The following is a 24,190-nucleotide window of genomic DNA, read 5'->3' as shown; positions in this document are numbered from 1 at the left end:
GGCGCCCGGTCGGTGGTGAATTGATTCACGTCAGATGGACACGTGCCTAACTCTTTCGGGGAGGCGACAGCAGCCCGTTACTCGGCGAGTGTGGAGGGTGCCGGGTCCCACGAGGAGCGGGGTGTCTGTGAGCGTCACCAACGAGACAGTGCTGCCGGAACTACGCAACGCCTGGTGGGAGCACGGCGTGCGCCGGCGGGCCGAGACCGGGGTGCTCGGCGTCTTCGCCGAGCTTCCCCAGTTCGTACGCCAGGCGATCGCTCTGGCCTGGCGGGCCGACAGGATGCGGACGACAGTGGTGGGCCTGGCCACGCTCGGCAGTGGCGCCATGGCCACGTTCGGGCTGTTGTCGACGCAGAAGCTGCTGGTCGCGCTGTTCGCCGGCGGGCCGACGCCCGACCGGGTGCGCGCTGCCCTGCCCGCACTGATCGCGCTGGCCGCGGCAACCGCGCTGCGGGGCGCGCTGGGCATCGCGATCGGGTACGCCCAGAACGGGCTCACCCCCCGGGTCAACCAGGCTGCCGAGCGCCGCCTGTTCGAGGCCACCACCGCCGTACGCCTGGACGCGTTCGACGCCGACGCCTTCGCCGACGACATGGAACGGGCGAGTCGCGGCAGCGACGCGGCCAACGGCCTGGTCCACGACACCTCGAACGTGCTCGCCGGCTTCGTCGGGCTGGCCGCCGTGGCGGTCGCGGTCGTCCTCATCAACCCGTTGCTGCTGCTGGCGCTGGTCGTCGCCACCGTTCCCAACGGGTACGCCGCCCTGCGCGCCGGCCACCTGCGGTACTCCAGCTACCTGGCCGGCTCGGTCCGCCGGCGCCGCCGCTTCGTGCTGGAACGCCAGATGGCCGACCGCGAGTCCGCTCCGGAGCTGCGGTCGTACGGCCTGCGCAGCTTCCTGCTCGGCCAGTACGACATGGTGATGGGCGCCCAGACCACCGAGGACCTGACCCTGGCCCGCCGGGTCACCACGACCACCAGCGTCGGCGCGGTGATCAGCGGCATCGGCCTGGGCGGGGTGTGGGTGCTGCTCGGCTTCCTGCTGGCCGGCGGGCACATCCCGCTCGCGGCCGCGGTGACCTGTGTGGTCGCCGTCCAGGCGGCCCAGCGGGCGCTGTCGACGGTCACGTTCCAGCTCGACGGCATGTTCACCGACGGCCAGTTCTTCAAGGAGTACGTCAACTTCCTCGAACGCGCCAAGCAGTACATGCCCGGCGCCGGCCGGGAGGACCAGCCGAAGCCGGCGGCCCTGGAACGCCTCGACATCCGGGCCGTCAGCCTGCGCTACCCGGATCGGGACAACCCGGCCGTCGACCAGGTCTCGCTCACCATCGAGGCCGGGCAGACCGTCGCCTTCGTCGGCGAGAACGGCTCGGGCAAGTCGACCCTGGCCGCGATGATCGCCGCCCTGCGCGCCCCGACCGACGGAGTGATCGAGTGGAACGGACGCCCGGTCGCCGACTGGGACCGCGACGCCTTGATCGCCCGCATCGCCGTCGTGCTGCAGGAGCACCACAAGTGGCCGTACACCGCGGCGACCAACATCGCGATGGGCGACCTGGCCGTCGACGCCGAGCAGGAGCGCATCGAGGGCGCGGCGCTGCGGGCGGCCGCCCACGAGACGATCCAGTCGCTGCCGCACGGCTACCGGACCCTGCTCGACCGCACGTTCAAGGAAGGGCACGACCTCTCCGGCGGCCAGTGGCAGCGGATCACCGCCGCCCGCGGCTTCTATCGCGACGCCGACCTGCTCATCATGGACGAGCCCTCGTCCGCGCTCGACCCGCGCGCGGAGGAAGCATTGTTCCAGGCCATCCGCAGCCGGCAGGGGCACCGCACGACGATCCTCATCACGCACCGGCTGGCCAACGTCAAGCACGCCGACCAGATCTTCGTGCTGCACGAGGGCCTGCTGGTCGAGCAGGGCAGCCACGCCGACCTGATGGCCCGCGGCGGCCGCTACGCCGGTCTGTTCACGTTGCAGGCGGCAGGCTATCGATAGCCTCGACGAATGGAGATCGAGCGGCGCCTGTGGTCGCCGGAGCCGGCCCGGGAGTGGCTCGAGGCGTACCCGCTCGGCAACGGGCGGCTGGGGGCGATGGTCTACGGCACGCCGGGCCGCGAACATCTGCAACTCAACGACGGCACGGCGTGGTCGGGCAGTCCGGCCAACGAGCCGGCCAACAGCCACATCGATGCCGTGGTCGCCGCCGAGGCCCTGGCCGGGGCCCGGGCGGCGCTGGCCGCCGGCGACGCCGCCGGGGCCGACCGGCGGCTGCTCGCGGTGCAGGGCGGGTGGTCGCAGGCCTATCTGCCCTTCGCCGACCTGCGCGTGGCGATTGGCGACGGCCGCGTCACGGACTACCACCGCGAGCTCGACCTGGGCACGGCGACCCACCGGGTCCGTTACCGCCTCGACGGCAATCCCGTCGTCCACCGGTGTTTCGTCTCGCATCCCGACGGTGTGCTGGTGCTCGTCATCGAGGCGGGGGAGCCGATGGACGTCTCGTGGTCGCTGTCGTCGCCGCTGCGGGTGCTCGGCGGCGGGGACGACTGGCTGACCGTGCGGCTGCCCAGCGACATGCCGCCGCCGCACGAGCCCGACCTGTCGCCGGTCTGGGGCTCGCCGTCCCTGCGGGGCGCGGTCGTGGGGCGGGCGCGGCACGACGGGCGGCGGTTCGAGCTCGTCGTCGCCACCGCGACCACCTTCGACGGCATCGGGCGCGAGCCGCGGGGCGACGAGCAGGACGCGCGGCGGCAGGCGCAGGAGCGCGTCGACCGGGCCCAGGAGCGCGGGGTGGCCGAGCTGACCGGGCGGCACGTTGTGGCGTACGGGAAGATCTTCGGTCGGACGACGCTGGAGCTGCCCACACATCCGGAGGCCGCGCTGCTCTTCCACTACGGCCGCTATCTGGCGATCAGCTCGTCGGCGGCCGGCGGCCTGCCCTCGACGCTGCAGGGGCTGTGGAACGACCGGATGCGGCCGCCGTGGAGCTCGAACTACACCCTCAACGTCAACACCGAGATGAACTACTGGGCGGCCACGACGGCCGACCTGGGCGAGACCCTCGAGCCGGTGCTCGACCTGCTGGCCACGCTGGCCGACAAGGGCCGGGCCACCGCCCGTACGGTGTACGGCGCGCGGGGCTGGGTCGCCCACCACAACACCGACGCCTGGGCGTTCACCTCGCCGGTCGGGCGCGGGCGGGCCGACCCGGCGTGGGCGTTCTGGCCGCTGGGCGGCGTATGGCTGTGCCGGCTGGTCCACGACTCGGCCGACCCCCGGGTGTGGCCGATCCTGCGCGGCGCCGCCGAGTTCTGCCTCGACTGGCTGCCGAAGGGACTGTCGACCTCCCCGGAGAACCACTACCTGTCCCCGTCCGGCGAGGCGGCGGCAGTGGCGTCATCGTCCACCATGGACAACGTTCTGATCGCCGAGCTCTTCGACACGGTGCTGGCGCGCGGGCCCGCCGGCGACCCGGTGGTCGCCGAGGTGCGCGCGGTCCGCCCGGCGATTCCCGCCCCGGCGGTGCGCGACGGGCTGATCGCGGAGTGGCCGGGTCATCCGCCGCCGGCCGAGCCGCACCACCGGCACGTCAGTCACCTGGCGTTCGCCTATCCCGGGGACACGCCGGCCGATCCCGAGCTGCGGGCCGCCGTCTCCCGCAGCCTGGACGCCCGCGGCGACGAGGCGACCGGCTGGTCGCTGGCCTGGAAGCTCGCGCTGCGGGCCCGGCTGCATCAGTCCGGGCACGTGTCCCGGCTGCTCGACCTGGTGCTGCGGCCCGCGACGGCCGAGCGCGCGGGGCTCTACCCCAACCTGTTCTCGGCCCACCCGCCGTTCCAGATCGACGGCAACCTCGGGTACGTCGCCGCGGTCGCCGAGATGCTCGTGCAGAGCCACTCCGGCATGATCGAGTTGTTGCCCGCCGTTCCGTCGCAGTGGCCCGAGGGCCGGGTGTCCGGCCTGATCGCCCGGCCCGGGGTCGCGGTCGACGTGGCCTGGACGACGGTCGACGGCCGGGTGCGGGTGACCGATTTCGCCCTGCGAGCGCGCCGCCCGCAGGCCCGGACCACGGTCACCGTCCTGGTGAACGGCGGCCGGGTGGCCGTGGACCTGACCTCGGGGGAGAGATGACGTCACAGTTCGAGATCGTCGAGCCGCCGGTGGGCGCGCTGCCGCCCCGGGCCCGGCTGCGCTCGACGGCGGGGGTTCTGCCGCTGGACGGCCGGTGGCAGTTCTCCTGGTCGCCCACCGCCGACACCGGCAAGGACCCGGCCGACCCGGGCCTGTCGTGGGACACGCTGCCGGTTCCGTCGCACTGGCAGTTGCACGGCTACGGCTCCCCGGCGTACACCAATGTCCGTTTCCCCTTCCCGGTCGATCCGCCGCACGTGCCCGCGGAGAACCCGACGGGGGAGTATCGGCGGATGGTTCGCCGGCCGGCGGATTGGCGCGGCGGCCGGGTGTTGCTGCGCTTCGACGGTGTCGACTCGTGGTTCCAGGTGTGGGTCAACGGCGCTGAGGTCGGACGGGCCTCGGGCAGCCGGCTGACCGTGGAGTTCGACGTGACCGGGCACCTGACCGGTGGCGACGACGTGCTGGCGGTCCGGGTCCACCAGTGGAGTTTCGGCAGCTACGTCGAGGACCAGGACCAGTGGTGGCTGTCCGGCATCTTCCGCTCGGTCGCGCTGCTGCACCGGCCCGAGGGCGGCATCGACGATCTGTGGGTGGTCGCCGAGGCGGACGGCTCGCTGGAGGTCACGGCGCCCGTGCCGGTGTCCTGGTCGCGACCCGACGACGTGCAACCGTGGTCGGCCGAGAAGCCCGCGCTGTACCGGCTGCTCGTGAGCACCGACGCCGAGACGGTCTCGCTCGACATCGGCTTCCGGACCGTGCGCGTCGACGGCGACCGGCTGCTGCTCAACGGGAAGCCACTGGTGTTCCGCGGCGTCAACCGGCACGACATCGACGCCCGTACGGGCCGGGCCGTCTCACGCGAACGCATGGAGCACGACGTCGCGCTGATGAAGCAGCACAACATCAACGCCGTGCGAACGAGCCACTACCCGCCCGACCCGTACTTCCTCTCGCTGTGCGACCGCCACGGGCTCTACGTGATCGACGAGTGCGACCTCGAGACGCACGGCTTCCAGCCGGTCGGGTGGCGCGGCAACCCGTCCGACGACCCGGCCTGGGCCGACGTCTACCTCGACCGCATGCGGCGGATGGTCGAACGAGACAAGAACGCCCCCAGCGTCGTGATGTGGTCGCTCGGCAACGAGGCCGGCTGGGGCCGCAACCTGGCCGCGAACGCCCGCTGGGCCCGGCAGCGCGACACGACCCGGCCGATTCATTACGAGGCCGACGAGGAATGCGAGAGCGTCGACGTCTACAGCTGGATGTATCCCACCTACGACAAGCTGGAGGCGATCGGCCGGCACGCGGAGCCCGCCCTGGCCGACCCGGCGCGCGACCACCGGCGCCGCGGGCTGCCGATGATCATGTGTGAGTACGGGCACGCCATGGGCAACGGGCCGGGCGGGCTGGCCGACTACGAGGCCGTGATCGACGCGTACCCGCGGCTGGCCGGCGGCTTCATCTGGGAGTGGGCCGATCACGCCCTGCTGCGCGACGGCTCCTACCGCTACGGCGGCGACTTCGGCGAGCCCATCCACGACGGCTCGTTCGTCGTCGACGGGCTGCTCTTCCCGGACCGTACGCCGTCGCCCGGCCTGCTCGAGTACGCCGCCGTGATCACCCCCGTACGCCTGGCTCTCGACGGCGCCGACCTGGTCATCGAGAACAGGTGGAGCTTCACCACCACCGAGGACGTCGTCTTCACCCACGCCTCCGGCAAGGTTCTCGACGTCCCCCCGATTGCTCCGCTGTCGTCGCACCGCATCCACCACCCCGCACAGCCCCTCGACGTCACCGCCACCCTGGACGGCCGTGTGCTGTCCCGGGTTCAGCGCACCTCCTCGGCCGTCGCCGCGGTGGTGGAGACCGGCCGGCCGACCGCCCGGCCCGGCCACCTGGGCCCGTTCCCGCTGGCCGAGCTCACCCTCGACACCTGGCGGGCGCCCACCGAGAACGACCGTTTCCCGGGCTGGGACGCCGAGGTGTCCCTGGAGAACCAGTGGCGGGCCGCCGGCCTCGACCGCCTCCTGCCGTCGGCCGACGGCCGTCGCCACGTCCCGGCCGGGCTCGACAGCGGCTTCGAGGTCGACTACCGCTGGTCCGAGTGCGGCAACGCGCTCCGCCTGGAGGTCGACATCGAACGCCTGGGGGAGTGGCGGCTCCCGCTGCCCCGACTCGGCGTGGCGCTGGCGTTGCGCACACCCGACCCCGGCTCGACGGTCTTCGAGTGGCTGGGCCTCGGGCCGGGCGAGTCCTACCCCGACTCGCGGGCCGCGGTCTGGCACGGGCAGCATCGCCTGACCGTCCTGGAGGCGCAAACCCCGTACGTGGTGCCGCAGGAGAACGGCAACCGTTCCGGCGTCTCGTGGTTGAGCCTGCGGAGCCCATCCGGAACCCTCCGCATCGACGGCGACGACCCGTTCCATGCCGCCGTCCGCCCGTGGTCGACCACCGCTCTGGAGACCGCACGGCACGCGGACGAACTGATGGAGGGCGACGTGCTCTGGGTGCACCTCGCGGCCGGGGTGACCGGCCTCGGTTCGGCCAGTTGCGGCCCCGCCGTGCGCCCGTCGGCCCAGTACCGGGCGGCCCACGTAAGGCTCGGATTCGTCTTCACCGTCGGCTGAACCAGGTCCGCCTCGCTCCCACCCCCGCTGCGAAACAGACCCTAGGGCCACAGGTCGGGGCCGGCCCAGGCGCCCGTGATGGCCAGGTCGGCGTTCTGGCCGCGCTGGCGGGCGAAACGCAGGGCCAGGCGTTGCAGCCGCACCGTCATCGGGATCTGGTCGAGCAGGGCCGAGCCGCTGCCGGCCTCGGTGCTGAACGTGGCGACCTGCATCCGTTCCAGCGCGGCGGCGTGGCGCAGGGCGGTGGTCAGCTCGTCGGCGTCGGCCGTGGGTTGCAGCACGAGCAGGGTGTCGGCCGCCGTGTAGCAGCCGGTCCGGATCGAAGCCCTCGCACAGGATGCGGGCGCCCTCGCGGATCTTCAGGGCGCCTTCGCGGGCAGTGACCGACCACGGGCCGGGGCCGACGATCGCCATCGCGCGGGCCGGCACGGGCACCTCGCCCGGTGCCTCGTCGAGCTGGCCGGCGATAGCTTCGACGGCCTTCGGGCCGCCGCCGGGGGCGCCGAGGTGGTGGGCGATCTGGGCGAGGACGGTCAGAGCCGCGGTGTAGCTGACCGTGTACGTCTCGGACGTCTCGGCCACCGGCGTGCGCACCGCCTCGGGCCAGTCGACCTGGGGCCCGGTCACCGACACCAGCGGAAGGCCCGCGTCGAGGACGATCCGGCGGCTGCGCCCGGCGTACGCGGTCTTGCCGGTGTGGGTGATGACGACAGCCGCGTCGCCGTCGCGGATCAGGCTGCCCGTGAAGGCGTTGGCAGCGATCCAGCGGGCGTCGTGACCGGCCGCGCCCAGCTCGGCGGCGCCCAGTTCGGCCGCGTGCAGGCTCGTGCCGGTGCCGATCAGCCAGATGCGCCGCGCCCCGGCCAGCCGGTCGGCGGCCGGCGCGGTCAGGGCCGGGTCGGCGAGGCTGCGGACCGCCGCCGGCTGCGCCGCGATCATCCGTTCCAGCTGTGCGGTCATGGGTGCATCCTCTCAGCCGGCGTCGTGGCCGTCCCGGTCGCTGTGGTGGTCGACCAGGATGGTCAGCAGATCGGTCAGCTGGGCGCGCTGGGCCGCGGTGAGCGGGGCCAGCACCTCGTCCTCGACGGCGGCCAGCACCCGGTCGAGCTTGCGCAGCGTACGGCGCCCGGCGCCGGTGATCCGGACGAGGTTGCAGCGCTTGTCGGCCGGGTCCGGCGCCCGTTCGACCTGTTCGCGCTCGGCCAGCTCGTTGAGGACGGCGACCAGGTCGCTGCGGTAGATGCGGGTGCGGTCGCTCAGCCGGGCCTGGCTGGCCGGGCCGAACTCGTCGAGGGTGGCCAGCACGGCGTAGTGCCACTTGCGGGCGCCGGCGCGGGCCAGCTCGTCGTTGACCCGCCGGTCGGAGTGCATGGCGGCCAGCGAGAGCAGGCGCGTACGCAGAGTCCGCAGCCGCTGGGCGCCCTCGTTCACCGGGCCACCGTAGCACTTGCGTTAGTCACACTAACGACCTACCGTCGGCGTTGGTCGGACTAACGAATCGGAGCCCATCATGACGACCATCCCGTTCGGCGCTCAGCTCGTCGGCCGCACCGAGAAGGCCCTCAACGCGCTGCTGGAACGCTCGCTGTCCGGCACCGGCCTGACCGAGCCGCAGTGGGTCGCTCTCACCCTGACCATGACGGCCGAGGGCGCCGACCCCGCCGCCCGTGTCGCCCACGCTCTGCGCGTCGACGAGCCCACGGCTCGCCGGCGCCTGGCCGAACTGGCCACCGCCGGCCTGGTGCAGCCGGCGCCCGGCGGCGTGCTCGAGCCCACCGCTCTCGGCCGCATCCTCTGGAACAACGTGCGCGCCGAGACGGCCACCATCGCTGACAGCCTGTGGGGCAACCTTCCCGAGGGCGACCGGGAAGCGGCGGCCCGGGTCCTCAACGCCGTCCTCGCCCGCGCCGACGCCGCCCTGGCCCCGTAGCCGGCGCCGGCGAGGCGTGAACCCACGCCGTCCTGGCTCCGTAGCCGGCGCCGGCGAGGCGTGACCCACGCCGCCCTGGCCCGTAGCCGGCGCCGGGCGAGGCGTGAACCGGCGCCGCCCCGGCCCAGAAGCCGGCGCCGACGCCGGCGTGAACCGACGCCGGCCGGTTTGTCGACCGGGTCGGTTACGATCCGCGGATGACCACGGTGACGACCCGCCTCCACGTGCCGACCGCCGGGCGCCGTCGCGCCGGTGGGTGGGTGCTGGTGGCGGCGGAGTTCGGCTTCGTCGTGGTGTACGCCGTCTGCGCCTGGCTCGCTCTGGCTCGCGCGGCCGAGCTCACCGGTCAGTGGTACGTGCCGGCGCAGGGCGACGTTCAGACGGCCGACCTCGACATCATCGGCGGCTGGCCCTGGGCCGCCCTGGTGATGGTGGTGGTGCCGAGCGGGTTCATGGTGGCCGTCCTGGCCTTCTTCGTCTCGTTGATCGTGCTGCTCAGCGGCTACGCCAAGGGGCATCGCCGGTTGACCGCGGCGCTGATCGCGTCGGCGGTCACGATGGTGCTGCTGCTTGTGGTGACCCTGACCCCGGCCGCTACCTCGGTGTCGGGCTGGTTGCTCGACTGACCGGCGCGCGCGTCGGCTGTGAACGATAACAAACTGGCCCATCGTACGAGTCCCGCCGGCCGTCCACAAGAGGCGCAACACAGATTGGGAGCGCTCCCAGATTTAACGAAACGTTGATTGACGTCTATGAATTGGGCCGGATAACGTGCGCGTCCCTGTTACGCACGTGTTTCCCAAGGCGGATAGATGTCTCCCACCCGTGGCACCCGGCGGCGAGCGGCCCTGGCCGGCGTCGCCGCCCTGCTGACCCTCCTCGGACTGTGGACCGCGACGGCCGCCGGCGCCGCCGCGGCCGGTTGCAAAGTCGTCTACACGGTCGGCTCGCAGTGGAGCGGCGGCTTCACGGCCACCGTCGCCGTCACCAACCTCGGCGACGCGATCCCGAGCTGGCGCCTGACGTGGGCGTTCCCCGCTGCCCAGAGCGTCACCCAGGCCTGGAACGCCACTGTCACGACCAGCGGCGCGGATGTCACGGCCACCAACGCCAGCTACAACGGCTCGATCGCCACCGGCGCGACCACGAGCTTCGGCTTCAACGGCACCTTCACCGGCAGCAACCCGGTGCCGACGACGTTCGCGCTCAACGGTGTGGTCTGCACCGGGGCGACCGCACCGCCGACGACGCCCCCGACCGCCGGCCCGGCCACACCACCGCCGGCCGGAGACGCGGAAGCGACGGTCGCGGCCATGCAGCCGGGCTGGAACCTGGGCAACTCGCTGGACGCCACCGGCGCCGACGAGACCTCGTGGGGCAACCCGCGCATCACCGAGGCGCTGCTCGACGGCGTCAAGGCGCAGGGCTTCAAGAGCATCCGGATCCCGGTCACCTGGGGCCGGCACCAGGGCGGCTCGCCGGGCTACACCATCGAGGCCGCGTACCTGGCCCGGGTCAAGGAGGTCGTCGACTGGGCGCTGGCCGACGGCTTCTACGTGATGATCAACGTCCACCACGACTCGTGGCAGTGGCTCAACAGCATGCCCGACGCCCAGGCCCGCTACGACGCCACGTGGACCCAGATCGCCGCCGCCTTCCGTGACGGCCCCGACCGGCTCGTCTTCGAGAGCGTCAACGAGCCCCAGTTCAGCGACGAGGGGCAGAGCGCGACCCACCTCAACGCGCTCAACACGTCCTTCCACCGCATCGTGCGCGGCTCCGGCGGCGGCAACGCGACCCGGTTGCTCGTGCTGCCCACCCTGCACACCTCGGCCGACCAGGTGCACCTGGACGCCCTGGCCACGACGATCGCCTCGCTCAACGACCGGAACATCGCCGCGACCGTGCACTACTACGGCTACTGGCCGTTCAGCGTGAACATCGCCGGCACCACGACGTTCGACGCCACCACCCAGGCCGACCTCGTCGGCTACCTCGACCGCTCGGCCGCCACGTTCACCGCCAAGGGCATCCCGGTCATCCTGGGTGAATGGGGCCTGCTCGGCTTCGACCGGTCGCTCGACGCGGTCGAACAGGGCGAGAAGCTCAAGTTCTTCGAGTACCTCGGCTGGTACGCGAAGCAGAAGAAGATCACCACGATGCTCTGGGACAACGGCCAGCACTTCGACCGCGCGGCGCTGGCCTGGCGCGACGCCGAGCTCTACGCGCACCTGAAGTCGGCCTGGACGACTCGCTCAGGAACGGCCGGCACCGATCAGGTCTTCCTGTCCAAGTCGACGGCCATCACCGCCAGGACGGTCACGCTCAACCCGAACGGCACGACGTTCACCGCGTTGCGCTTCAACAATGCCGATCTCGTACGGGGCACCGACTACACCGTTTCGGGCAACGAGCTCACCTTGAGCGCCGCGCTGCTGACCAGGCTGGCCGGCGATCGCGCGTACGGCGTCAACGCCCGCGTCACAGCGGTCTTCTCGGCCGGCGTGCCGTGGCGGATCGACCTCATCTCGTACGACACCCCGACCGTCGCCGCCCGCAGCGGAACCACCGCCGCCTTCACGGTCCCGGTGACGTTCCGCGGCGACCGGATCGCCACCATGGAAGCGAAGTACGCCGACGGCAGCAACGCCGGGCCGCAGAACTGGACGTCGTTCAAGGAGTTCGCGTACACGTTCCTGCCCGACTACACGGCGAACACGCTCGCGCTGACCCCGGAGTTCTTCGCCGAGGTCAACGACGGCGCAAGGGTGACGCTCACCCTGCATTTCCGGAGCGGCGCCAAGGTCACCTACTACGTCACGAAGTCCGGAAGCACGGTCACCGGTGCGACTGCGTGACGACCGGCTCCGGAGCCGGCCCACGGGGCCGGCTCCGGGACACCGCCACCCCGGCCAGGCACAGCGCCCCGCCGGCGATGGCCAGCGCGCGCGGCACCTCGTCGAGGATCGCCCACGACAACAGGATGACGACGACCGGGACGGCGTACGTCGTGGAGCCCATCTTGCCCGCGGTGGTGCGGGCCAAGGCGTACGCCCACGTGGTGAAGGCGACGGCGGTCGGGAACACGCCGAGATACACAACATTGAGCGTGGCGCTCATCGGCGCTGTGCGAATGTCGTCGATCAGTTGCCCGGCGAACGGCAAACACGCAACCGCGCCGATCAAACAGCCAAAAGTGGTCGCCTGCAACGCCGACGCGTACCGGAGCGCGGGCTTCTGCGCGACCACTCCCGCCGCATAGGTGATCGCGGCGACCAGACACAGCAGCACACCGAGCACCGACGCCCGCCCACCGCCGGACATCGACAACCCGACGACGACCGCGCCCGCGAACGAGACACCGATCCCGGCCATCAGCCGCGGTGGGAAACCCTCGTGCAGCAGCCATCCGGCGAGCAGAGCCATCAGCGCGGGCCCCACGTTGACGATCATCGCGGCCGTTCCCGCGTCGACCAGTTCCTCACCCCAGTTCAGCGCCACCATGTAGAGCCCGAACCACAGCAGTCCCGAGACGACGATGCCCGGCCAGGCCGCGCGCGGTGGCAGCCCCTGACGCCGGATCAGCAGGAAGAGCACGAGAACGACTGCCCCGGAGAGCAGCCGTCCCAGAGCGAGCGATCCGGGGGAGAAGTGCGGGGCAGCGGCCCGGATCCCGACGAACGCCGAGGCCCAGAACACCACCGTGACCGAAGCGGCGGCGACAGCCGCCCCCGGCACGCGTTGGTTTTCCATACCGCGAAGCCAACCGTGCGAACGCTTCGGTGGCTAGCGAAAAACGGACTGCACATTCTTTCGTCCAGTCCGGCGCCGGCCCGGAGGAGGAGCGATGAAACGTCGTGTTGTCTGGTTGGCCGCCTGTCTCATGACGGCGTTCTCGGTCGTGGCCGTGCTGCGTCCGGCCTACGCGGCAGTGGGCTGCCGCGTCACCTACACGGTCACCAATCAGTGGTCGGGAGGATTCGGCGCCGCGGTGACCGTGGCCAACCTGGGCGATCCGCTCACCGGGTGGTCGCTCACGTTCGCGTTCCCGGACGGCGGCCAGAAGATCGCCGACGGCTGGAACGGCACGTTCGCGCAGAGCGGGTCCGCCGTCACGGTCACCAACGCGGCCTGGAACGCCTCGGTCGCCGGCGGCGGCACGATCAGCCTCGGATTCAACGGCTCGTACACGTCCGCGAACCCGGCGCCCACCGCCTTCTCGGTGAACGGGACGGCGTGCACGGGCTCGGCGCCCGCCACGTCGCCGCCCACGCCCACTGCACCGCCCACGCCGACGACGCAGCCCACGCCGACCCCCACGGTTCCGCCGGCCGGTGACGCGTGGAACCCGCCGTCGACGCTCGTGCAACCGCTGGCCGCCGTCTGGACGCATCAGGAGCAGACCTACAGCAACGGGAACCTGTACGGCTTCCGGAACTACGGCTGGGACCAGTTGTTCGCGGCCGGCGGCGCCATCAACTACTGCGTCCGCTGGGACTCCACGGCGCGGGTGACCGCCGCCCAGCGCGATGCCGTCCACGCCGCGCTGCAGCGGCAGTACCAGAAGTGGATGGACCAGATGCTCGACAACGGCCAGGGCTGGAACAACTGGCCCTACCGGCAGGTGCCGGTGAAGGTCGTCGGCTGGGCCGTCCGCGACCGGGCCCAGCTCGAGTGGACCGACAACTCGGTGGACATCTACGTGGGCGATATCAACGAGAACGCCCCGCAGTGTGCCCCGGCCTGCGGCCGATTCTTCCACCAGGACAACGACTATTCGGGCTGCCCCGGCGGAGTTTCCCGCCACTACGACCACTCGCTGTGGCTGACCGCCGGCTTCGGCGGCGGCGCGGGTGGCGACTGGGGTCAGCGGATGGGCTCGGAGTACTTCGTGGGCAACCTGAACGCGGAGAACATCCACATCTTCCTGCACGAACTGGGCCACACGTACGGCCTGGACGACTTCTACGACTGGGACCCGACGCCCGGCCGCGGTTTCCTCATGCGGGCCGGCAGCGCCACCCAGATCACCGACTTCGACAAGTGGATGTTCCGCGACTGGTGGCGTCACCTGAAGTCGCGCTACGGCCGCTGAACGGACCGGGCCGAACGGCGCCGGGCGCCCCGTGGCCGCAGCCGGCGCCGGGGTGTCAGTCGTACCGTTCGTAGATCGCCGTCCGGGCCCGGGACGGGTCGAGGCGGTGCAGGACCGCGTCGAGAATCCCGGTCAGCTGGGCGACCTGCTCCGGCGTGAGCGCGTCGATCACGTTCTCGCGCACCGTGTCGACGTGGCCCGGCGCGGCCTCCTGCACCTTGGCCCAGCCGGCCTCGGTGAGCCGCGCGTTGGTGGCGCGTTTGTCCTCGGGGCAGGGGAACCGCTCGACCAGCCCCCGGGTCTCGAGCCGCTGCACGACGTGTGACAGGCGGGCCAGGGTGGCGGTGGTCAGCTCGGCCAGGGCGGTCATCCGCAGGGTGCGGTGGGGCGCCTCGGAGAGCATGGCCAGCACGAAGTAGTCGAAGTGCGTGATCCGGGCGTCGCGCCGCAACTGCGAGTCGAGGGCGCCGGGCAGCAGTTCGAGCACGGCCGCCAGGCGTACCCAGGCTGCCTTCTGCTCCTTGTCGAGCCATCGCGTGTCCACGGTCACCAGTTTCCCACGAGATTAGTTGTTGCTACAACTGGCCCGTCGTGCAATGGTTGTAGCAACAACCAAACAAGGTTCTGGAGGGCATCATGGCGAACATCAGCATCCTCGGCACCGGCAACATGGGTCAGGCCATCGGCGGTCTTGTCGCCAAGGGCGGCAACACCGTTCAGCAGCTCAACACCTCGAGCGCCGGCGAAGCGGTCACCGGTGACATCGTGGTCCTGGCCGTCCCGCACAGCGCCCTCGCCGACATCGTCGCCACCCGCGGCGACCAGCTGGCCGGCAAGATCGTCGTCGACCTCACCAACCCGGTCGACTTGGCCACCTTCGACAACCTGACCGTCCCGGCCGACGGCTCCGCCGCCGCCGAGCTGGCGAAGGAGCTGCCGCAGTCGAAGGTCGTCAAGGCCTTCAACACCAACTTCGCGGGCACCCTGGCCACCGGCTCGGTCGGCTCCGAGACCACCGCCGTGCTGATCGCCGGCGACGACGCCGACGCCAAGGCGGCCGTGGCCGAGTTCGTGTCGGCCGCCGGCCTGCGCGCCGTGGACGCCGGCTCGCTCAAGCGGGCGCGCGAACTCGAGTCGCTCGCCTTCCTGCAGATCAGCCTGGCCGCCGGCGAGAAGCTGTCCTGGAACGGTGGCTTCGCCGCCGTCGCCTGATCTTCGCCGCCGTCCTGATCCGAGACGCCGAACGGGGCGGTGACCGGTCTTCCGGTCACCGCCCCGGCGCGTTCAGTACTTCAGCGCGGCGCGGCCGCCGACCAGGGGCAGCTGGACCGTGCTGGTAGTGGGCCGCACCGACACCTGCGTGCCCGGCAGCGGCCGCAGCGTGTAGTCGTAGTCGGTCGAGAGCACGACGACGCCGATGCGGTGCCCGGCCGCGAAGATGTGCTCCATCGGCTGCATGTCCCAGCGCAGCCGGTAGAACCGGCCCGGCGTCACCGGCGTGGAATGCGTGAGCGACTTCCGGTTCCGCGGGTCGATCCAGCCGCGCGTCACGATCACCGGGTCGGCGCCGGTGGGCCCGTAGTCGACGAGCAACGCGGTCAGGTTGGCCGCCGTGCGATTGTCGACGCTGACGTCGACCGCGACCCGGGGCGTCCCGCTGAGGCGGGCCGGGGCGGTCAAGACCGGGGTCCGGTACGCCAGGGAGTGGCCGGCCGGTTCGAGCAGCTGTTCCGCCGGGGCGTTGCGGCCGTTGTCGACGAACGTGTCCCGCCGTGCCGGACCGACGGCCAGCGGCAGCGTGACCGGGGCCGAACCGGGCACCGGCCACGCCGTGCTGGTGCCGGTGACGGCGTAGTCGGCGTCCTCGAAGGTGACCGGCGCCTCGTTCCCGATGCCGCTGTCCACGTCGTAGATGTAGTGGTCGATCCAGCGCCGCATGGCCGGGAAGAACTGCGGGGCACTGGCCGAGCCGTGGTCGCCGTCGTAGAGCCACAGCTTGCGGTCGACGCCGTGGCCGCCGAGCGCCTCCCACAGCTGCACGCCCTGCTTGGTCTTGACGTTCCAGTCCCGTAGGCCCTGCACGATGAACACGCTCGCCTTGATCTTCGACGCCTTTGCCGCGTAATCGCGGGCGGCCCAGAACGGGGAGTAGTCGCCGGTCGCCCTGTCCTGCTCGCGTTCCAGCTTGTCCATCGCGGCCGCGCAGACCTCCGGGTTCCGGCGCGAGAGGACGATCCGGGCGTGGATATCGGCGTCCTCGCCCTGCCAGCCGTAGGGCGCGACGACCAGGCCGTTGGCGCGGTACTCGTCGTACCAGCTGGAAACCGCGGACATCGGAATGATCGTCCTCAGGGCGGACGCTCCGGTCACGGCGGCCGCCAGCGGCAGCGTGCCGTTGTACGAGACCCCGTACATGCCGACCTTGCGAGCCGACCAGTCGGCCGCGACCACCTGGCCGTCCGCGTCGTAGGCCCGCCCCGAGCCGCCCAGCCAGTCGATGACCGCGCGCGTCGCCGCCGCCTCGTGCGGCCCGCCCGCGTCGGGGCAGCCGGTCGATCCCGCGGTTCCCAGGCTCTCCATCGAGATCATGGCGTAGCCCCGCCGGACGAAGAACTCCCAGCTGCCCTCCTCGGGGTAGCCCTCGTCCCCGCCGCCCCGCGCCTGCCTTCTCAGCGAAGAGGGATCAACATCGTGGTACGGCACGTCGGGCCAGTTGTCCCCGAGGTAGGGCGACGCGATCATGAGCGACCCGACCTTGAGCCCCGCCGTCTCCGTCTCCCCGGGCCGCGTGATCTCCAGCCGTACGCGGTCCCGCATCCCGTCGCCGTCGGTGTCCAGCGGCACCTCGACGAAGACCGCCTCCGTGATCGCCTTGTCGTAGTCGAACACCGGCTGGGTCGCGCCGTCCCGCACCACGATCGTCGCCGCCGGCGCCCCCTCGGCGCTCGCCATGGGCGGCAGCCCCACGACGGCGATCATCACGACGGCGCCGGCGACCAGAATGGGATGTCGCATTGATCCTCCACGGAATCGGGACTGTTCCGTAAACAAGACGCGCCCCGGCCCCGGGCTGTGCATCTCTCCACTGTGAACGCCGTCCGGCCTACTGACCCAGCGCGGCCTCGGCGGGGACTCGGCGGGGGCCGACGCGCCAGGCGTAGGTGAGCAGGCCGGTGGCGAGCAGAACGGCGGCTGTCGTCGCTGCGACCTCGCTCTCGGCCGGCTCGACCAGCCAGAACAGCGACTCGCGCCAGCCCGGCGACGACGCGCCGCCGATGATGAGCTGGAGGACGGTCCAGCAGATGGGCAGTTGCCACGCCATCCTGGTGCCCAGCAGGGCCGCTCCGAGGCCGATCAGGCCGGTCAGGCCGGCCACGGCGCGGAGCATGTCCTCGGCTGAGCCGAACGACGCCCCGGTGGCGCGGCTGGCGAGCAGGGGGACCGCCGCGACGACGGCGATCGTGAGCAGGTGCAGCGCGCGGCGCGGCGGCCAGAGCAGGGCCGTGCCCGATTCGAGCGAGTCGTCGTCGCCGCCCAGGGTCGAGATCATGGGGGCCAGGGCGGCGAGGACAGTGAAGACGGCGAGACCTCGGTTGATCTCGGGGGCGTCGGAGAACATCGACCAGCCGGCCCAGCTCAGGACGACCGCGGTCAGGGAGAGCACGATCGCCACCGGCAGGCGCCGGGAGCGGACGTAGAGCCGCAACCAGGCCATCACGAGGACGCCCGGCCGGTCAGGATCGGCAGCAGGTCCTCCTGGCAGGCCAGGGACGCGTCGCGTACCGCGGCCACCCGCCGGACCTGCTCCTTCTCGGGCAGGGCGCGCAGGGCCCGTACGGTCGGGGCCACCTGTTGCTTCAGCTCGGGGAAGTAGCCGAGGCTGTCGTCGACGCCGGTCAGCTCCTCCCGGCCCATCAGCCAGGCGCCCACCGCGTGGGCCGCGACCAGATCCTGCCCGCCCGGGCAGCCGTTCCACATGGTCCCCGCGCCGAGGACGACGTACTCGGTCAGCGCCGGGCCGAGCTTGCCTCCCTCGAGACCCAGGTCGAAGTTGACCGTGCCGGGCGCGGGGCGGCTGGTGCCGGTGACCGACCAGTCCGAGTCGCCGGGCCGGTAGACCCGGTCGGACCGCCACTCCTCGGCCCGGGTCGGGGCGCCGGGCAGCTTGGCCAGCAACGTCAGCGCCGCACGCACCTGGGGTGCCGCCTCGTCCAGGAGCTTCGCGTGCGCCGCGGTGACGCAGACCTGCGGGACACCGTCGGCACAGACCAGCTTCTGGGCGGCCGCGTCCACGCGGTAGTGGGTGTCGGCCGCCTTGCCGGGGACCACGGCCGCGACCGTTCCGGCCACGCCCAGCAGGACCACGGCGGCCACCCGGGGCAGCCAGGAGCGGGCGGCGGCGAGCAGGAAACCGGTGCCGATCAGGCCCGCGCCGAGCACCGCGTACCCGAGCAACGCCCGTCCGGTGATCGCCTCCCAGGCATGGCTGGGCGGTTGCGCCAGCATCGACAGGTTCGCGAGGTACGTCGGCTCGCCGGGCGGGCGGAGCTCGGAGAACCCGAACTGCAGCAGCAGGCCCAGCACCGCGACCAGCGGCGGCACCAGCGGCGACGACCAGGCCCGGCCCGCGGCCAGGCCCGTCCAGGCGCCTCCGGCCAGCACCAGCACGCCGGTCAGCGGCAGCAACACGGTCACGGCGCTCGTGTAGGAGCCGGTCGCGAGGAACCAGATCGCGCCGCCGGCGAAGACGACCAGATGGGCCACGGCGACGGCCACGCCCAGCGCGAGCAGGCCGGGCAGCAACCGCTGGGCGTTCGGCCGGCCGGTGCTGGCGAAAAGCTCGGCGGCCCGGGTGCGCTTCTCGCGGCGGCCCAGCACCGCGCCGCCGGCCAGCGCCAGCGGAAGCAACAGGAAAAGGGCGGACGAATGCACGTACGCGAAGATGTGCCACTCCGTCAACCGGAGGTTGCCGCCGAGGGCGAGGCCCGCGACGCCGGCCGCGATGAGCAGCGCGGCCACGGCCGGCGCGTTGGAGCGGCGCAGCTCGATGCCGAAGATGCGTCTCACGAGGCGCTCCGGTGGGAGGTCAGGAACGAGGTGTAGCCGCGCTCGGCCGGGCTGTCGCCGGTGCCGCCGTGCTCGCCGCGCTCGATCAGCTCGGCGGGCAGGCCCTGCCAGACCAGCCGGCCCTCGTTGACGAGCACCACGTTCGAGCAGGCGGCGACCACGTCCTCGACGAGGTGGGTCGAGACCACCACGCAGCTCTCGGCGCCCAGTTCGCGCAGCAGCGCGCGGAACTCGACCCGCTGTTCCGGGTCGAGGCCGACGGTCGGCTCGTCGAGCAGCAGCAGATCCGGGTCGTTGACGATCGCCTGGGCGATGCCCACGCGTCGCAGCATGCCGCCGGACAGCGCCTTGAGCCGCGAGTCGGCGCGGCTGGTGAGCCCGACGCGTTCGACCGCGCGCTGCACCGCGCCCGGGATGGCAGTCTTGGGCATCTCGCGCAGCCAGGCCATGTACTCGACGTACTCGCGCACGGTGAACCGCGGGTAGAACCCGAAGTGCTGCGGCAGATAGCCGAGACGGCGCCGCAGCGGGCGCAGCACCCGACCGTTGGTGGCCTCTTCGCCGAGCAGCCGCAGCTGCCCGCCGGACGGGCGGTGGACGGTCGACAACGCCCGCATGAGCGTCGTCTTGCCGGCGCCGTTCGGGCCCAGCAGCCCGTGCACGCCATTGCCCAGCCGCAGGTCGAGGTCGTCGACGGCCAGGTGCCGTCCGGCCTTGACGCGCAGTCCCGCGATCTCCACCGGCCAGGCGTAGGTGGTCGGTTTGAGCTCGGCGGCGCTGACCATGCGTACCAAAGCAGGTCTCCTCAGTCGAAGGGGGATCGGGTGAAGCGTGGAATCAGGGTGAAGCGACGGGTCAGTTGAAGCGACGGATCAGTTGAAGCGACGGTGATCGCCGGCGCGGAGGACGGCGAGGACGGCGCCGATCAGGGCGGCGGCCGCCCAGACGGGAACGCTCGACGGCCGGACGACCACCGGAAGGTTCGAGGTCAGGACGGCGGGCAGGGCCACGGCCAGCAGCCAGCCGGCGCTGAGCAGCGTCGCCGCCCGGGCCACGCCGATCAGGCCGCCGAGCAACAGCGTGGCCGCGGTGAAGGCGAGGCTGGGCAGCAGCCAGAGCGCCGGGGACATCTCGAGCAGCCACCCGGCCCAGGCCAGTGGGGGCAGCACGGTGGCGAGGACGACGACCGTACGCCGGAGAAGCAGTTCCAGCCCGGCCCGTGAGGTGCCCACGGTGATCTCCCACGCCGGGTCGCTGCGCCGCGACCAGGCGATGGCCAGGCCCGCCAGCGGGGCCACCGGCGCCAGCAGCAGCACCAGAGACGGCCGCTGGGGGAACTCCCGGTCGAGCAGGAAGGCGGCCAGGACAGCGCTGAACACCAGCGTCAGCCAGGGGACCACCGACCAGACGGCCCACCGGTGTGCGAGGCGACGCCAGGTGCGTCGCCGGACCGGCCCGGGCCCGCTACGCACCCCCCTGTCGATCATCACCTGCACGTCGTCGAGCAGCGCCAGCACCGGGGGAGGGGCCAGGCCGGCCATCCTCGCCCGGCACTCGGCGCAGTTCTCCAGGTGGACCTCGACCGCCCAGACCGCGGCGTCGTCGAGTCCCGGTTCCCCGGCGGTGTAGGCGGCCAGCGAAGCCGACGGAATGTGGTCGGTCACGACAGTGCCTCCCGCAACACGCTGCGGGCGCGGCGCGCCCGGCTCTTGACGGTTCCCTCGGGCACGCCGAGGAGGATCGAGGTCTCCCGTACGGTGAGGCCGTCCAGCACCATGGCGTGCAGGACGTCCCGCAGTTCCGGCGCGAGCCGGGCCAGCGCGACCCCCACCTCGTCGCCGATCGAGCCGGCGAGCGCCTCGTCCTCGGCGGCGGGCGCGCTGCGTACGGGAAGCTCCGCGGACGGTGTCTCGGGGTGCCGGGCCCGCTTGCGCATGGCGTCGACGAGCCGGTGGGCGGCCACGGTCCACAGCCAGCCGGCCGCGCTGCCCCCGCCCTGCATGCCGGTGAACGAGCCGGCCGCCCGCCACACCGCCAGGTACGTGTCCTGCAGCACCTCGGCCACCATGCCGTCGTCCGAGCAGCGGCGGCGCAGGCGGACGGCGAGCCACGGCGACGTCCGCCGGTACAGCTCGTCGAACGCGGCCCGGTCGGCCCGGGCAACACGCCGCAGCAGTTGCCCGTCGTCCAGCTCGGTCACCTTCACATCAGGACAGACGACGGCGTCACCCGCCACGGATCATCGTCGCGAGTGACGCCGGTCACAATTCACCTATCGGGCGTGGTGCGACTCCTGCAGCCGGTAGACGGGGGTCGGCAGACCTTCGTACCGGGCCTTCAGTTGCAGCGCCAGATAGAGCGAGTAGTGCCGCGACTGGTGCAGGTTGCCGCCGTGGAACCAGAGGTTCTGCTGCTGGGTCGGCTTCCACATGTTGCGCTGCTCGCCCTCCCACGGGCCCGGGTCCTTCGGCGTGTCCGAGCCGAGGCCCCACACCTTGCCGACCTTCTCGGCGGTGGCCGCGTCGACCAGGTCGGCCACCCAGCCGTTCATCGAGCCGTAGCCGGTCGCGTAGACCACGAGGCCGGCCGGCAGCGTGGTGCCGTCCTCGAGCACCACGGCGTCCTCGGTGAGGTGGTCGACCTGACCGTGCGCGAGCTTGACCCGGCCGTCGGCGACCAGGTCGGCCGCGCCCACGTCGATGTAGTAGCCGGAGCCGCGTCGCAGGTACTTCATGAACAGGCCGGACCCGTCGGCGCCCCAGTCGTGCCGGAAGCCGGCCTTCTCCAGGCGCGCGTAGAACTCGGCGTCCCGCTCGGCCATCTGCTCGTACAGCGGGATCTGGAACTCGTGCATGATCCGGTACGGGATCGAGGCGAAGATCATGTCGGCCTTGTCGGTGCTCACGCCGCCCGCCACCGCCCGCTCGGAGTACAGGTCGCCGAGGCCGATGTCCATGAGCGAGGCCGACTTCACGATGTGGGTCGACGAGCGCTGCACCATGGTCACGTCGGCCCCGTGCTCCCACAACGCCCCGCAGATGTCGAACGCCGAGTTGTTCGACCCGACGACCACCACCCTCTTCCCCTCGTACGCCTCGGGGCCCGGATGCCGGCTCGAGTGGTGTTGCTCGCCGCGGAAGACGTCCTGACCGGGCAACTCGGGATAGTTGGGCTTGCCCGACATGCCGGTCGCGAAGACCACGTGGGCCGGCGTCAGCTCGACCGAGCCGCCCTCCCGGTCGACCACGACGCTCCACCGCCGGCTCGCCTCGTCGAAGGTCGCCGACCGCACGGTGGACGAGGCCCAGTACGGCACCTCCATGACCTTCGTGTACATCTCGAGCCAGTCGCCGATCTTGTCCTTGGGCGCGAACACCGGCCAGTTCGCCGGGAACGGCAGGTACGGCAGGTGGTCGTACCAGACCGGGTCGTGCAGGCAGAGGCTCTTGTAGCGGCCCCGCCACTGGTCGCCCGGCCGCGCGTTCCGGTCGATCACCACGGCCGGCACGCCGAGCTGGCGCAGCCGGGCACCGAGCGCGATGCCACCCTGCCCGCCGCCGATCACCACGACGTACGGCTGTTCGTCGCGGCCCAGCGCGGCCGCCTCCTGCTCGCGCCGCTCCTTCCACGACTGCCGTCCCCGAGCCAGCTCATGCTCGACGCCCTGCGGCCGGCGGTCGCCCAGCGCCTCCTCGTGCCCCTTGAGCTCGCGCAGCGTTGTCAGCAGCGTCCACGCACCCTCCGCCTTGAGCCGCAGCAGCCCGGTGCCGCGCCCGGTCGCCGTCTCGAACCGGATCCACGCCTCGATGACGCCGCCCGCCTCCGACGGCTCCTCGGTCACCTCGAACCCGGCGGGATCGGTGCTCTCCAGCGTGGTGGTGAGCAGGTCGGCGATGCCGTCGCGGCCCTCGACCGTCGTGATGTTCCAGGTGAAGGCGACCAGGTCGCGCCAGTAGCAGCCGGGGGCGAACAGGGCGGCCGCGGCCGGCGCGTCCCGGGCCCGCAGCGCGGCCTCGAAGGACGCGAGCCAGTCGTCCACGCGCTGCCGTACGGAGAGCTCGGTTGTCTGCGTCATGGCAGCCAATAGACGCGCCCGACTTCGCTCCGCAACAGGGTTGCAACACATTGCACGGGCGGGCCATGCTCAGCCATGGGCGATTTCAGCGCCGTGCGGCCGGGCACCGATCTGTCGCGGCACGCCCGTGAGCTGCGCCGGGTGCACGACGCCGTGCTGACCGGGGCCAGCCCGCCCCGCCGCCCACGGGCCCTGGTCGAACGCTCGTGGTCCCGCGTGATCGGGCTGGGCCTCGACCCGGGCCGGGCCAACGCCCGCGATCCCGTCCCGTTCGACGAGGTCGAGCGCCTGCGCCGGGACTCCCCGCTGGCGTCGATCGTCGACGACCTGCTGCGCCTGGCCGACGGGTTCCTGCTGGTCGTGACGGATGCAGGCGGCGTGATTCTCTGGCGGGCCGGCCCCAATGCGCTGCTCCATCGGGCCGACGTGCTCGGCTTCACCGAAGGCGCCCACTGGACGGAAGCGGCCGTGGGCACCAACGCGATCGGAACCGCCCTGGTCGAAGCGGCCCCGGTGCAGCTCTTCTCGGCCGAGCACTTCGAGCAGGCCCAGCACGCCTGGTACTGCACGGCCCACCCGATCCACGACCCGCGTACCGGCGAGTTGCTGGGCATCGTCGACGTCAGCGGTCCCGCACTCACCCTCCATCCCGCGATCGAGGCGCTGGTCTCGATGGGCGTACGCCTGGCCGAGGCGCAACTGTGGCGCCGTCACGCCGACCGCCTGGAGCGCCTGCGCCGCTCGGCTGCCCACGTCGTGGCCACCGTCCCGGGCCCGCACCTGATCGTCGACGAGCAGGGCTGGGTGGCCGCCGCGAACGGCGTGGCCGTCCGCGACCGGATCGGCGCCCCGCGCGAGGGCGCCGCGCTGGGCGTGCCCGGCCTGGGCCTGTGCCTGCCGGAACGCCTGGCCGAGGGCTGGCTGGTCCGCCCCGCGGGCCCGCACGCCGCCATCCACGGCACGCTCGACCTGCGCGCCGCGCCCGTCCTCGAAGTCCGCGGCGAGGCCGAGCCGTGGCGGACCCCGCTGACCCGCCGCCATGCCGAGATCCTCACCCTGCTGACGGCGTGCGGCCCCGACGGCCTGACCGCGGGCCGGATGAGCCAGCTGCTCTTCGGCGACGGCGACCACGTCATCACCGTCCGGGCCGAGGTGTCCCGTCTGCGTCGCGCGATCGGGGCCCTGGTCGCCACCAGCCCCTATCGCCTGGCCACCGGCGTGTCCCTCACCGTCGTGCGCGGGTGAATACGCT

Annotated in this window: 21 protein-coding genes; 10 read left to right on the top strand and 11 right to left on the bottom strand. The window is 72.1% G+C overall.

Annotated elements, in window-relative coordinates; translation table 11 throughout:
- Positions 1-34: 34 nt before the first annotated feature.
- From KXC43_RS00550 to KXC43_RS00540, 3 genes are read left to right on the top strand one after another with little or no spacing between them, the layout of a single operon-like run.
- A complete protein-coding gene (locus tag KXC43_RS00550) occupies positions 35-2,005 on the top strand; it encodes an ABC transporter ATP-binding protein (RefSeq protein WP_221373849.1) in 1,971 nt (656 codons plus the stop codon).
- A 9-nt stretch (positions 2,006-2,014) separates the two neighbouring features.
- Positions 2,015-4,141, top strand: a complete 2,127-nt coding sequence (locus KXC43_RS00545) for a glycosyl hydrolase family 95 catalytic domain-containing protein (RefSeq protein WP_221373848.1) — start codon at positions 2,015-2,017, stop codon at positions 4,139-4,141.
- The gene (locus KXC43_RS00540) at positions 4,138-6,771 is read left to right on the top strand and encodes a glycoside hydrolase family 2 TIM barrel-domain containing protein (protein ID WP_221373847.1); all 2,634 of its coding nucleotides are present in this window, start codon (positions 4,138-4,140) and stop codon (positions 6,769-6,771) included. The genes KXC43_RS00545 and KXC43_RS00540 overlap by 4 nt, the downstream gene beginning before the upstream one ends.
- A 41-nt stretch (positions 6,772-6,812) precedes the next feature.
- On the opposite strand, the gene KXC43_RS00535 is transcribed toward KXC43_RS00540, so the two are convergent.
- On the bottom strand, positions 6,813-7,052 hold the full coding sequence (locus KXC43_RS00535) for a hypothetical protein (RefSeq protein WP_221373846.1): 240 nt from the start codon (positions 7,050-7,052) through the stop codon (positions 6,813-6,815).
- A 275-nt stretch (positions 7,053-7,327) separates the two neighbouring features.
- Here KXC43_RS00535 and KXC43_RS00530 point away from each other — a divergent pair, with 275 nt between their 5' ends.
- Positions 7,328-7,549: a hypothetical protein gene (locus tag KXC43_RS00530; protein ID WP_221373845.1), complete on the top strand. Its 222-nt coding sequence runs from the start codon at positions 7,328-7,330 to the stop codon at positions 7,547-7,549.
- Between the two features lie 194 nt (positions 7,550-7,743).
- Here KXC43_RS00530 and KXC43_RS00525 read toward each other — a convergent pair whose 3' ends face one another.
- Entirely contained in the window at positions 7,744-8,202 is a 459-nt protein-coding gene (locus tag KXC43_RS00525; protein WP_308128907.1) for a MarR family winged helix-turn-helix transcriptional regulator, read from the bottom strand.
- 79 nt (positions 8,203-8,281) lie between these two features.
- Here KXC43_RS00525 and KXC43_RS00520 point away from each other — a divergent pair, with 79 nt between their 5' ends.
- The 3 genes from KXC43_RS00520 to KXC43_RS00510 all read left to right on the top strand — a co-directional run bounded on the left by KXC43_RS00520 (position 8,282) and on the right by KXC43_RS00510 (position 11,559).
- The gene (locus tag KXC43_RS00520) at positions 8,282-8,701 is read left to right on the top strand and encodes a MarR family winged helix-turn-helix transcriptional regulator (RefSeq protein ID WP_221373844.1); all 420 of its coding nucleotides are present in this window, start codon (positions 8,282-8,284) and stop codon (positions 8,699-8,701) included.
- A gap of 197 nt (positions 8,702-8,898) precedes the next feature.
- Complete coding sequence (locus tag KXC43_RS00515) at positions 8,899-9,327, top strand: hypothetical protein (protein WP_221373843.1); 429 nt, start codon at positions 8,899-8,901, stop codon at positions 9,325-9,327.
- A 186-nt stretch (positions 9,328-9,513) separates the two neighbouring features.
- On the top strand, positions 9,514-11,559 hold the full coding sequence (locus KXC43_RS00510; RefSeq protein WP_221373842.1) for a cellulase family glycosylhydrolase: 2,046 nt from the start codon (positions 9,514-9,516) through the stop codon (positions 11,557-11,559).
- On the opposite strand, the gene KXC43_RS00505 is transcribed toward KXC43_RS00510, so the two are convergent.
- Positions 11,540-12,454, bottom strand: a complete 915-nt coding sequence (locus KXC43_RS00505; protein ID WP_221373841.1) for a DMT family transporter — start codon at positions 12,452-12,454, stop codon at positions 11,540-11,542. The two genes, KXC43_RS00510 and KXC43_RS00505, sit on opposite strands and share 20 nt — an antisense overlap.
- Before the next feature lie 94 nt (positions 12,455-12,548).
- Between KXC43_RS00505 and KXC43_RS00500 the strand changes: the two genes are divergently transcribed.
- Positions 12,549-13,796 carry a cellulose-binding domain-containing protein gene (locus KXC43_RS00500; RefSeq protein ID WP_221373840.1) on the top strand — a complete coding sequence of 416 codons (1,248 nt, stop codon included), beginning with the start codon at positions 12,549-12,551 and terminating at the stop codon, positions 13,794-13,796.
- A 55-nt stretch (positions 13,797-13,851) separates the two neighbouring features.
- On the opposite strand, the gene KXC43_RS00495 is transcribed toward KXC43_RS00500, so the two are convergent.
- Positions 13,852-14,340 (bottom strand): MarR family winged helix-turn-helix transcriptional regulator, encoded by a 489-nt coding sequence (locus tag KXC43_RS00495; RefSeq protein ID WP_308128906.1) that lies wholly within the window; start codon positions 14,338-14,340, stop codon positions 13,852-13,854.
- 92 nt (positions 14,341-14,432) lie between these two features.
- Here KXC43_RS00495 and KXC43_RS00490 point away from each other — a divergent pair, with 92 nt between their 5' ends.
- Positions 14,433-15,008 (top strand): NADPH-dependent F420 reductase, encoded by a 576-nt coding sequence (locus KXC43_RS00490; protein ID WP_221373838.1) that lies wholly within the window; start codon positions 14,433-14,435, stop codon positions 15,006-15,008.
- A gap of 72 nt (positions 15,009-15,080) precedes the next feature.
- On the opposite strand, the gene KXC43_RS00485 is transcribed toward KXC43_RS00490, so the two are convergent.
- From KXC43_RS00485 to KXC43_RS00455, 7 genes are all read right to left on the bottom strand, one after another.
- Positions 15,081-16,811, bottom strand: coding sequence for a CocE/NonD family hydrolase (locus KXC43_RS00485; RefSeq protein WP_221373837.1), 1,731 nt, complete (start codon positions 16,809-16,811; stop codon positions 15,081-15,083).
- Between the two features lie 88 nt (positions 16,812-16,899).
- Complete coding sequence (locus KXC43_RS00480) at positions 16,900-17,511, bottom strand: hypothetical protein (protein WP_221373836.1); 612 nt, start codon at positions 17,509-17,511, stop codon at positions 16,900-16,902.
- Positions 17,511-18,863, bottom strand: coding sequence for a hypothetical protein (locus tag KXC43_RS00475; protein WP_221373835.1), 1,353 nt, complete (start codon positions 18,861-18,863; stop codon positions 17,511-17,513). Before KXC43_RS00475 ends, KXC43_RS00480 begins: the two co-directional genes overlap by 1 nt.
- The gene (locus tag KXC43_RS00470) at positions 18,860-19,648 is read right to left on the bottom strand and encodes an ABC transporter ATP-binding protein (RefSeq protein ID WP_438870851.1); all 789 of its coding nucleotides are present in this window, start codon (positions 19,646-19,648) and stop codon (positions 18,860-18,862) included. The genes KXC43_RS00475 and KXC43_RS00470 overlap by 4 nt, the downstream gene beginning before the upstream one ends.
- A gap of 87 nt (positions 19,649-19,735) precedes the next feature.
- Positions 19,736-20,527 carry a cupin domain-containing protein gene (locus KXC43_RS00465; RefSeq protein WP_221373833.1) on the bottom strand — a complete coding sequence of 264 codons (792 nt, stop codon included), beginning with the start codon at positions 20,525-20,527 and terminating at the stop codon, positions 19,736-19,738.
- The gene (locus KXC43_RS00460) at positions 20,524-21,099 is read right to left on the bottom strand and encodes an RNA polymerase sigma factor (protein WP_308128905.1); all 576 of its coding nucleotides are present in this window, start codon (positions 21,097-21,099) and stop codon (positions 20,524-20,526) included. Before KXC43_RS00460 ends, KXC43_RS00465 begins: the two co-directional genes overlap by 4 nt.
- Before the next feature lie 36 nt (positions 21,100-21,135).
- Complete coding sequence (locus tag KXC43_RS00455; RefSeq protein WP_221373832.1) at positions 21,136-22,938, bottom strand: flavin-containing monooxygenase; 1,803 nt, start codon at positions 22,936-22,938, stop codon at positions 21,136-21,138.
- A 75-nt stretch (positions 22,939-23,013) separates the two neighbouring features.
- Here KXC43_RS00455 and KXC43_RS00450 point away from each other — a divergent pair, with 75 nt between their 5' ends.
- Entirely contained in the window at positions 23,014-24,183 is a 1,170-nt protein-coding gene (locus KXC43_RS00450; protein ID WP_221373831.1) for a GAF domain-containing protein, read from the top strand.
- Positions 24,184-24,190 lie beyond the last annotated feature (7 nt).

Source organism: Paractinoplanes polyasparticus (assembly GCF_019710575.1).
In the GTDB taxonomy this organism is placed as follows: Bacteria; Actinomycetota; Actinomycetes; order Mycobacteriales; family Micromonosporaceae; genus Actinoplanes; species Actinoplanes polyasparticus.
This window is presented reverse-complemented; position numbering and strand designations above follow the sequence as displayed.

Bases quoted from the DNA above. Each gene is read 5' to 3' on its own strand.
- KXC43_RS00550 (WP_221373849.1), top strand. From the start codon at position 35: ATGGACACGTGCCTAACTCTTTCGGGGAGGCGACAGCAGCCCGTTACT.
- KXC43_RS00545 (WP_221373848.1), top strand. From the start codon at position 2,015: ATGGAGATCGAGCGGCGCCTGTGGTCGCCGGAGCCGGCCCGGGAGTGG.
- KXC43_RS00540 (WP_221373847.1), top strand. From the start codon at position 4,138: ATGACGTCACAGTTCGAGATCGTCGAGCCGCCGGTGGGCGCGCTGCCG.
- KXC43_RS00520 (WP_221373844.1), top strand. From the start codon at position 8,282: ATGACGACCATCCCGTTCGGCGCTCAGCTCGTCGGCCGCACCGAGAAG.
- KXC43_RS00515 (WP_221373843.1), top strand. From the start codon at position 8,899: ATGACCACGGTGACGACCCGCCTCCACGTGCCGACCGCCGGGCGCCGT.
- KXC43_RS00510 (WP_221373842.1), top strand. From the start codon at position 9,514: ATGTCTCCCACCCGTGGCACCCGGCGGCGAGCGGCCCTGGCCGGCGTC.
- KXC43_RS00505 (WP_221373841.1), bottom strand. From the start codon at position 12,454: ATGGAAAACCAACGCGTGCCGGGGGCGGCTGTCGCCGCCGCTTCGGTC.
- KXC43_RS00500 (WP_221373840.1), top strand. From the start codon at position 12,549: ATGAAACGTCGTGTTGTCTGGTTGGCCGCCTGTCTCATGACGGCGTTC.
- KXC43_RS00490 (WP_221373838.1), top strand. From the start codon at position 14,433: ATGGCGAACATCAGCATCCTCGGCACCGGCAACATGGGTCAGGCCATC.
- KXC43_RS00485 (WP_221373837.1), bottom strand. From the start codon at position 16,811: ATGCGACATCCCATTCTGGTCGCCGGCGCCGTCGTGATGATCGCCGTC.
- KXC43_RS00480 (WP_221373836.1), bottom strand. From the start codon at position 17,511: ATGGCCTGGTTGCGGCTCTACGTCCGCTCCCGGCGCCTGCCGGTGGCG.
- KXC43_RS00470 (WP_438870851.1), bottom strand. From the start codon at position 19,648: ATGGTCAGCGCCGCCGAGCTCAAACCGACCACCTACGCCTGGCCGGTG.
- KXC43_RS00455 (WP_221373832.1), bottom strand. From the start codon at position 22,938: ATGACGCAGACAACCGAGCTCTCCGTACGGCAGCGCGTGGACGACTGG.
- KXC43_RS00450 (WP_221373831.1), top strand. From the start codon at position 23,014: ATGGGCGATTTCAGCGCCGTGCGGCCGGGCACCGATCTGTCGCGGCAC.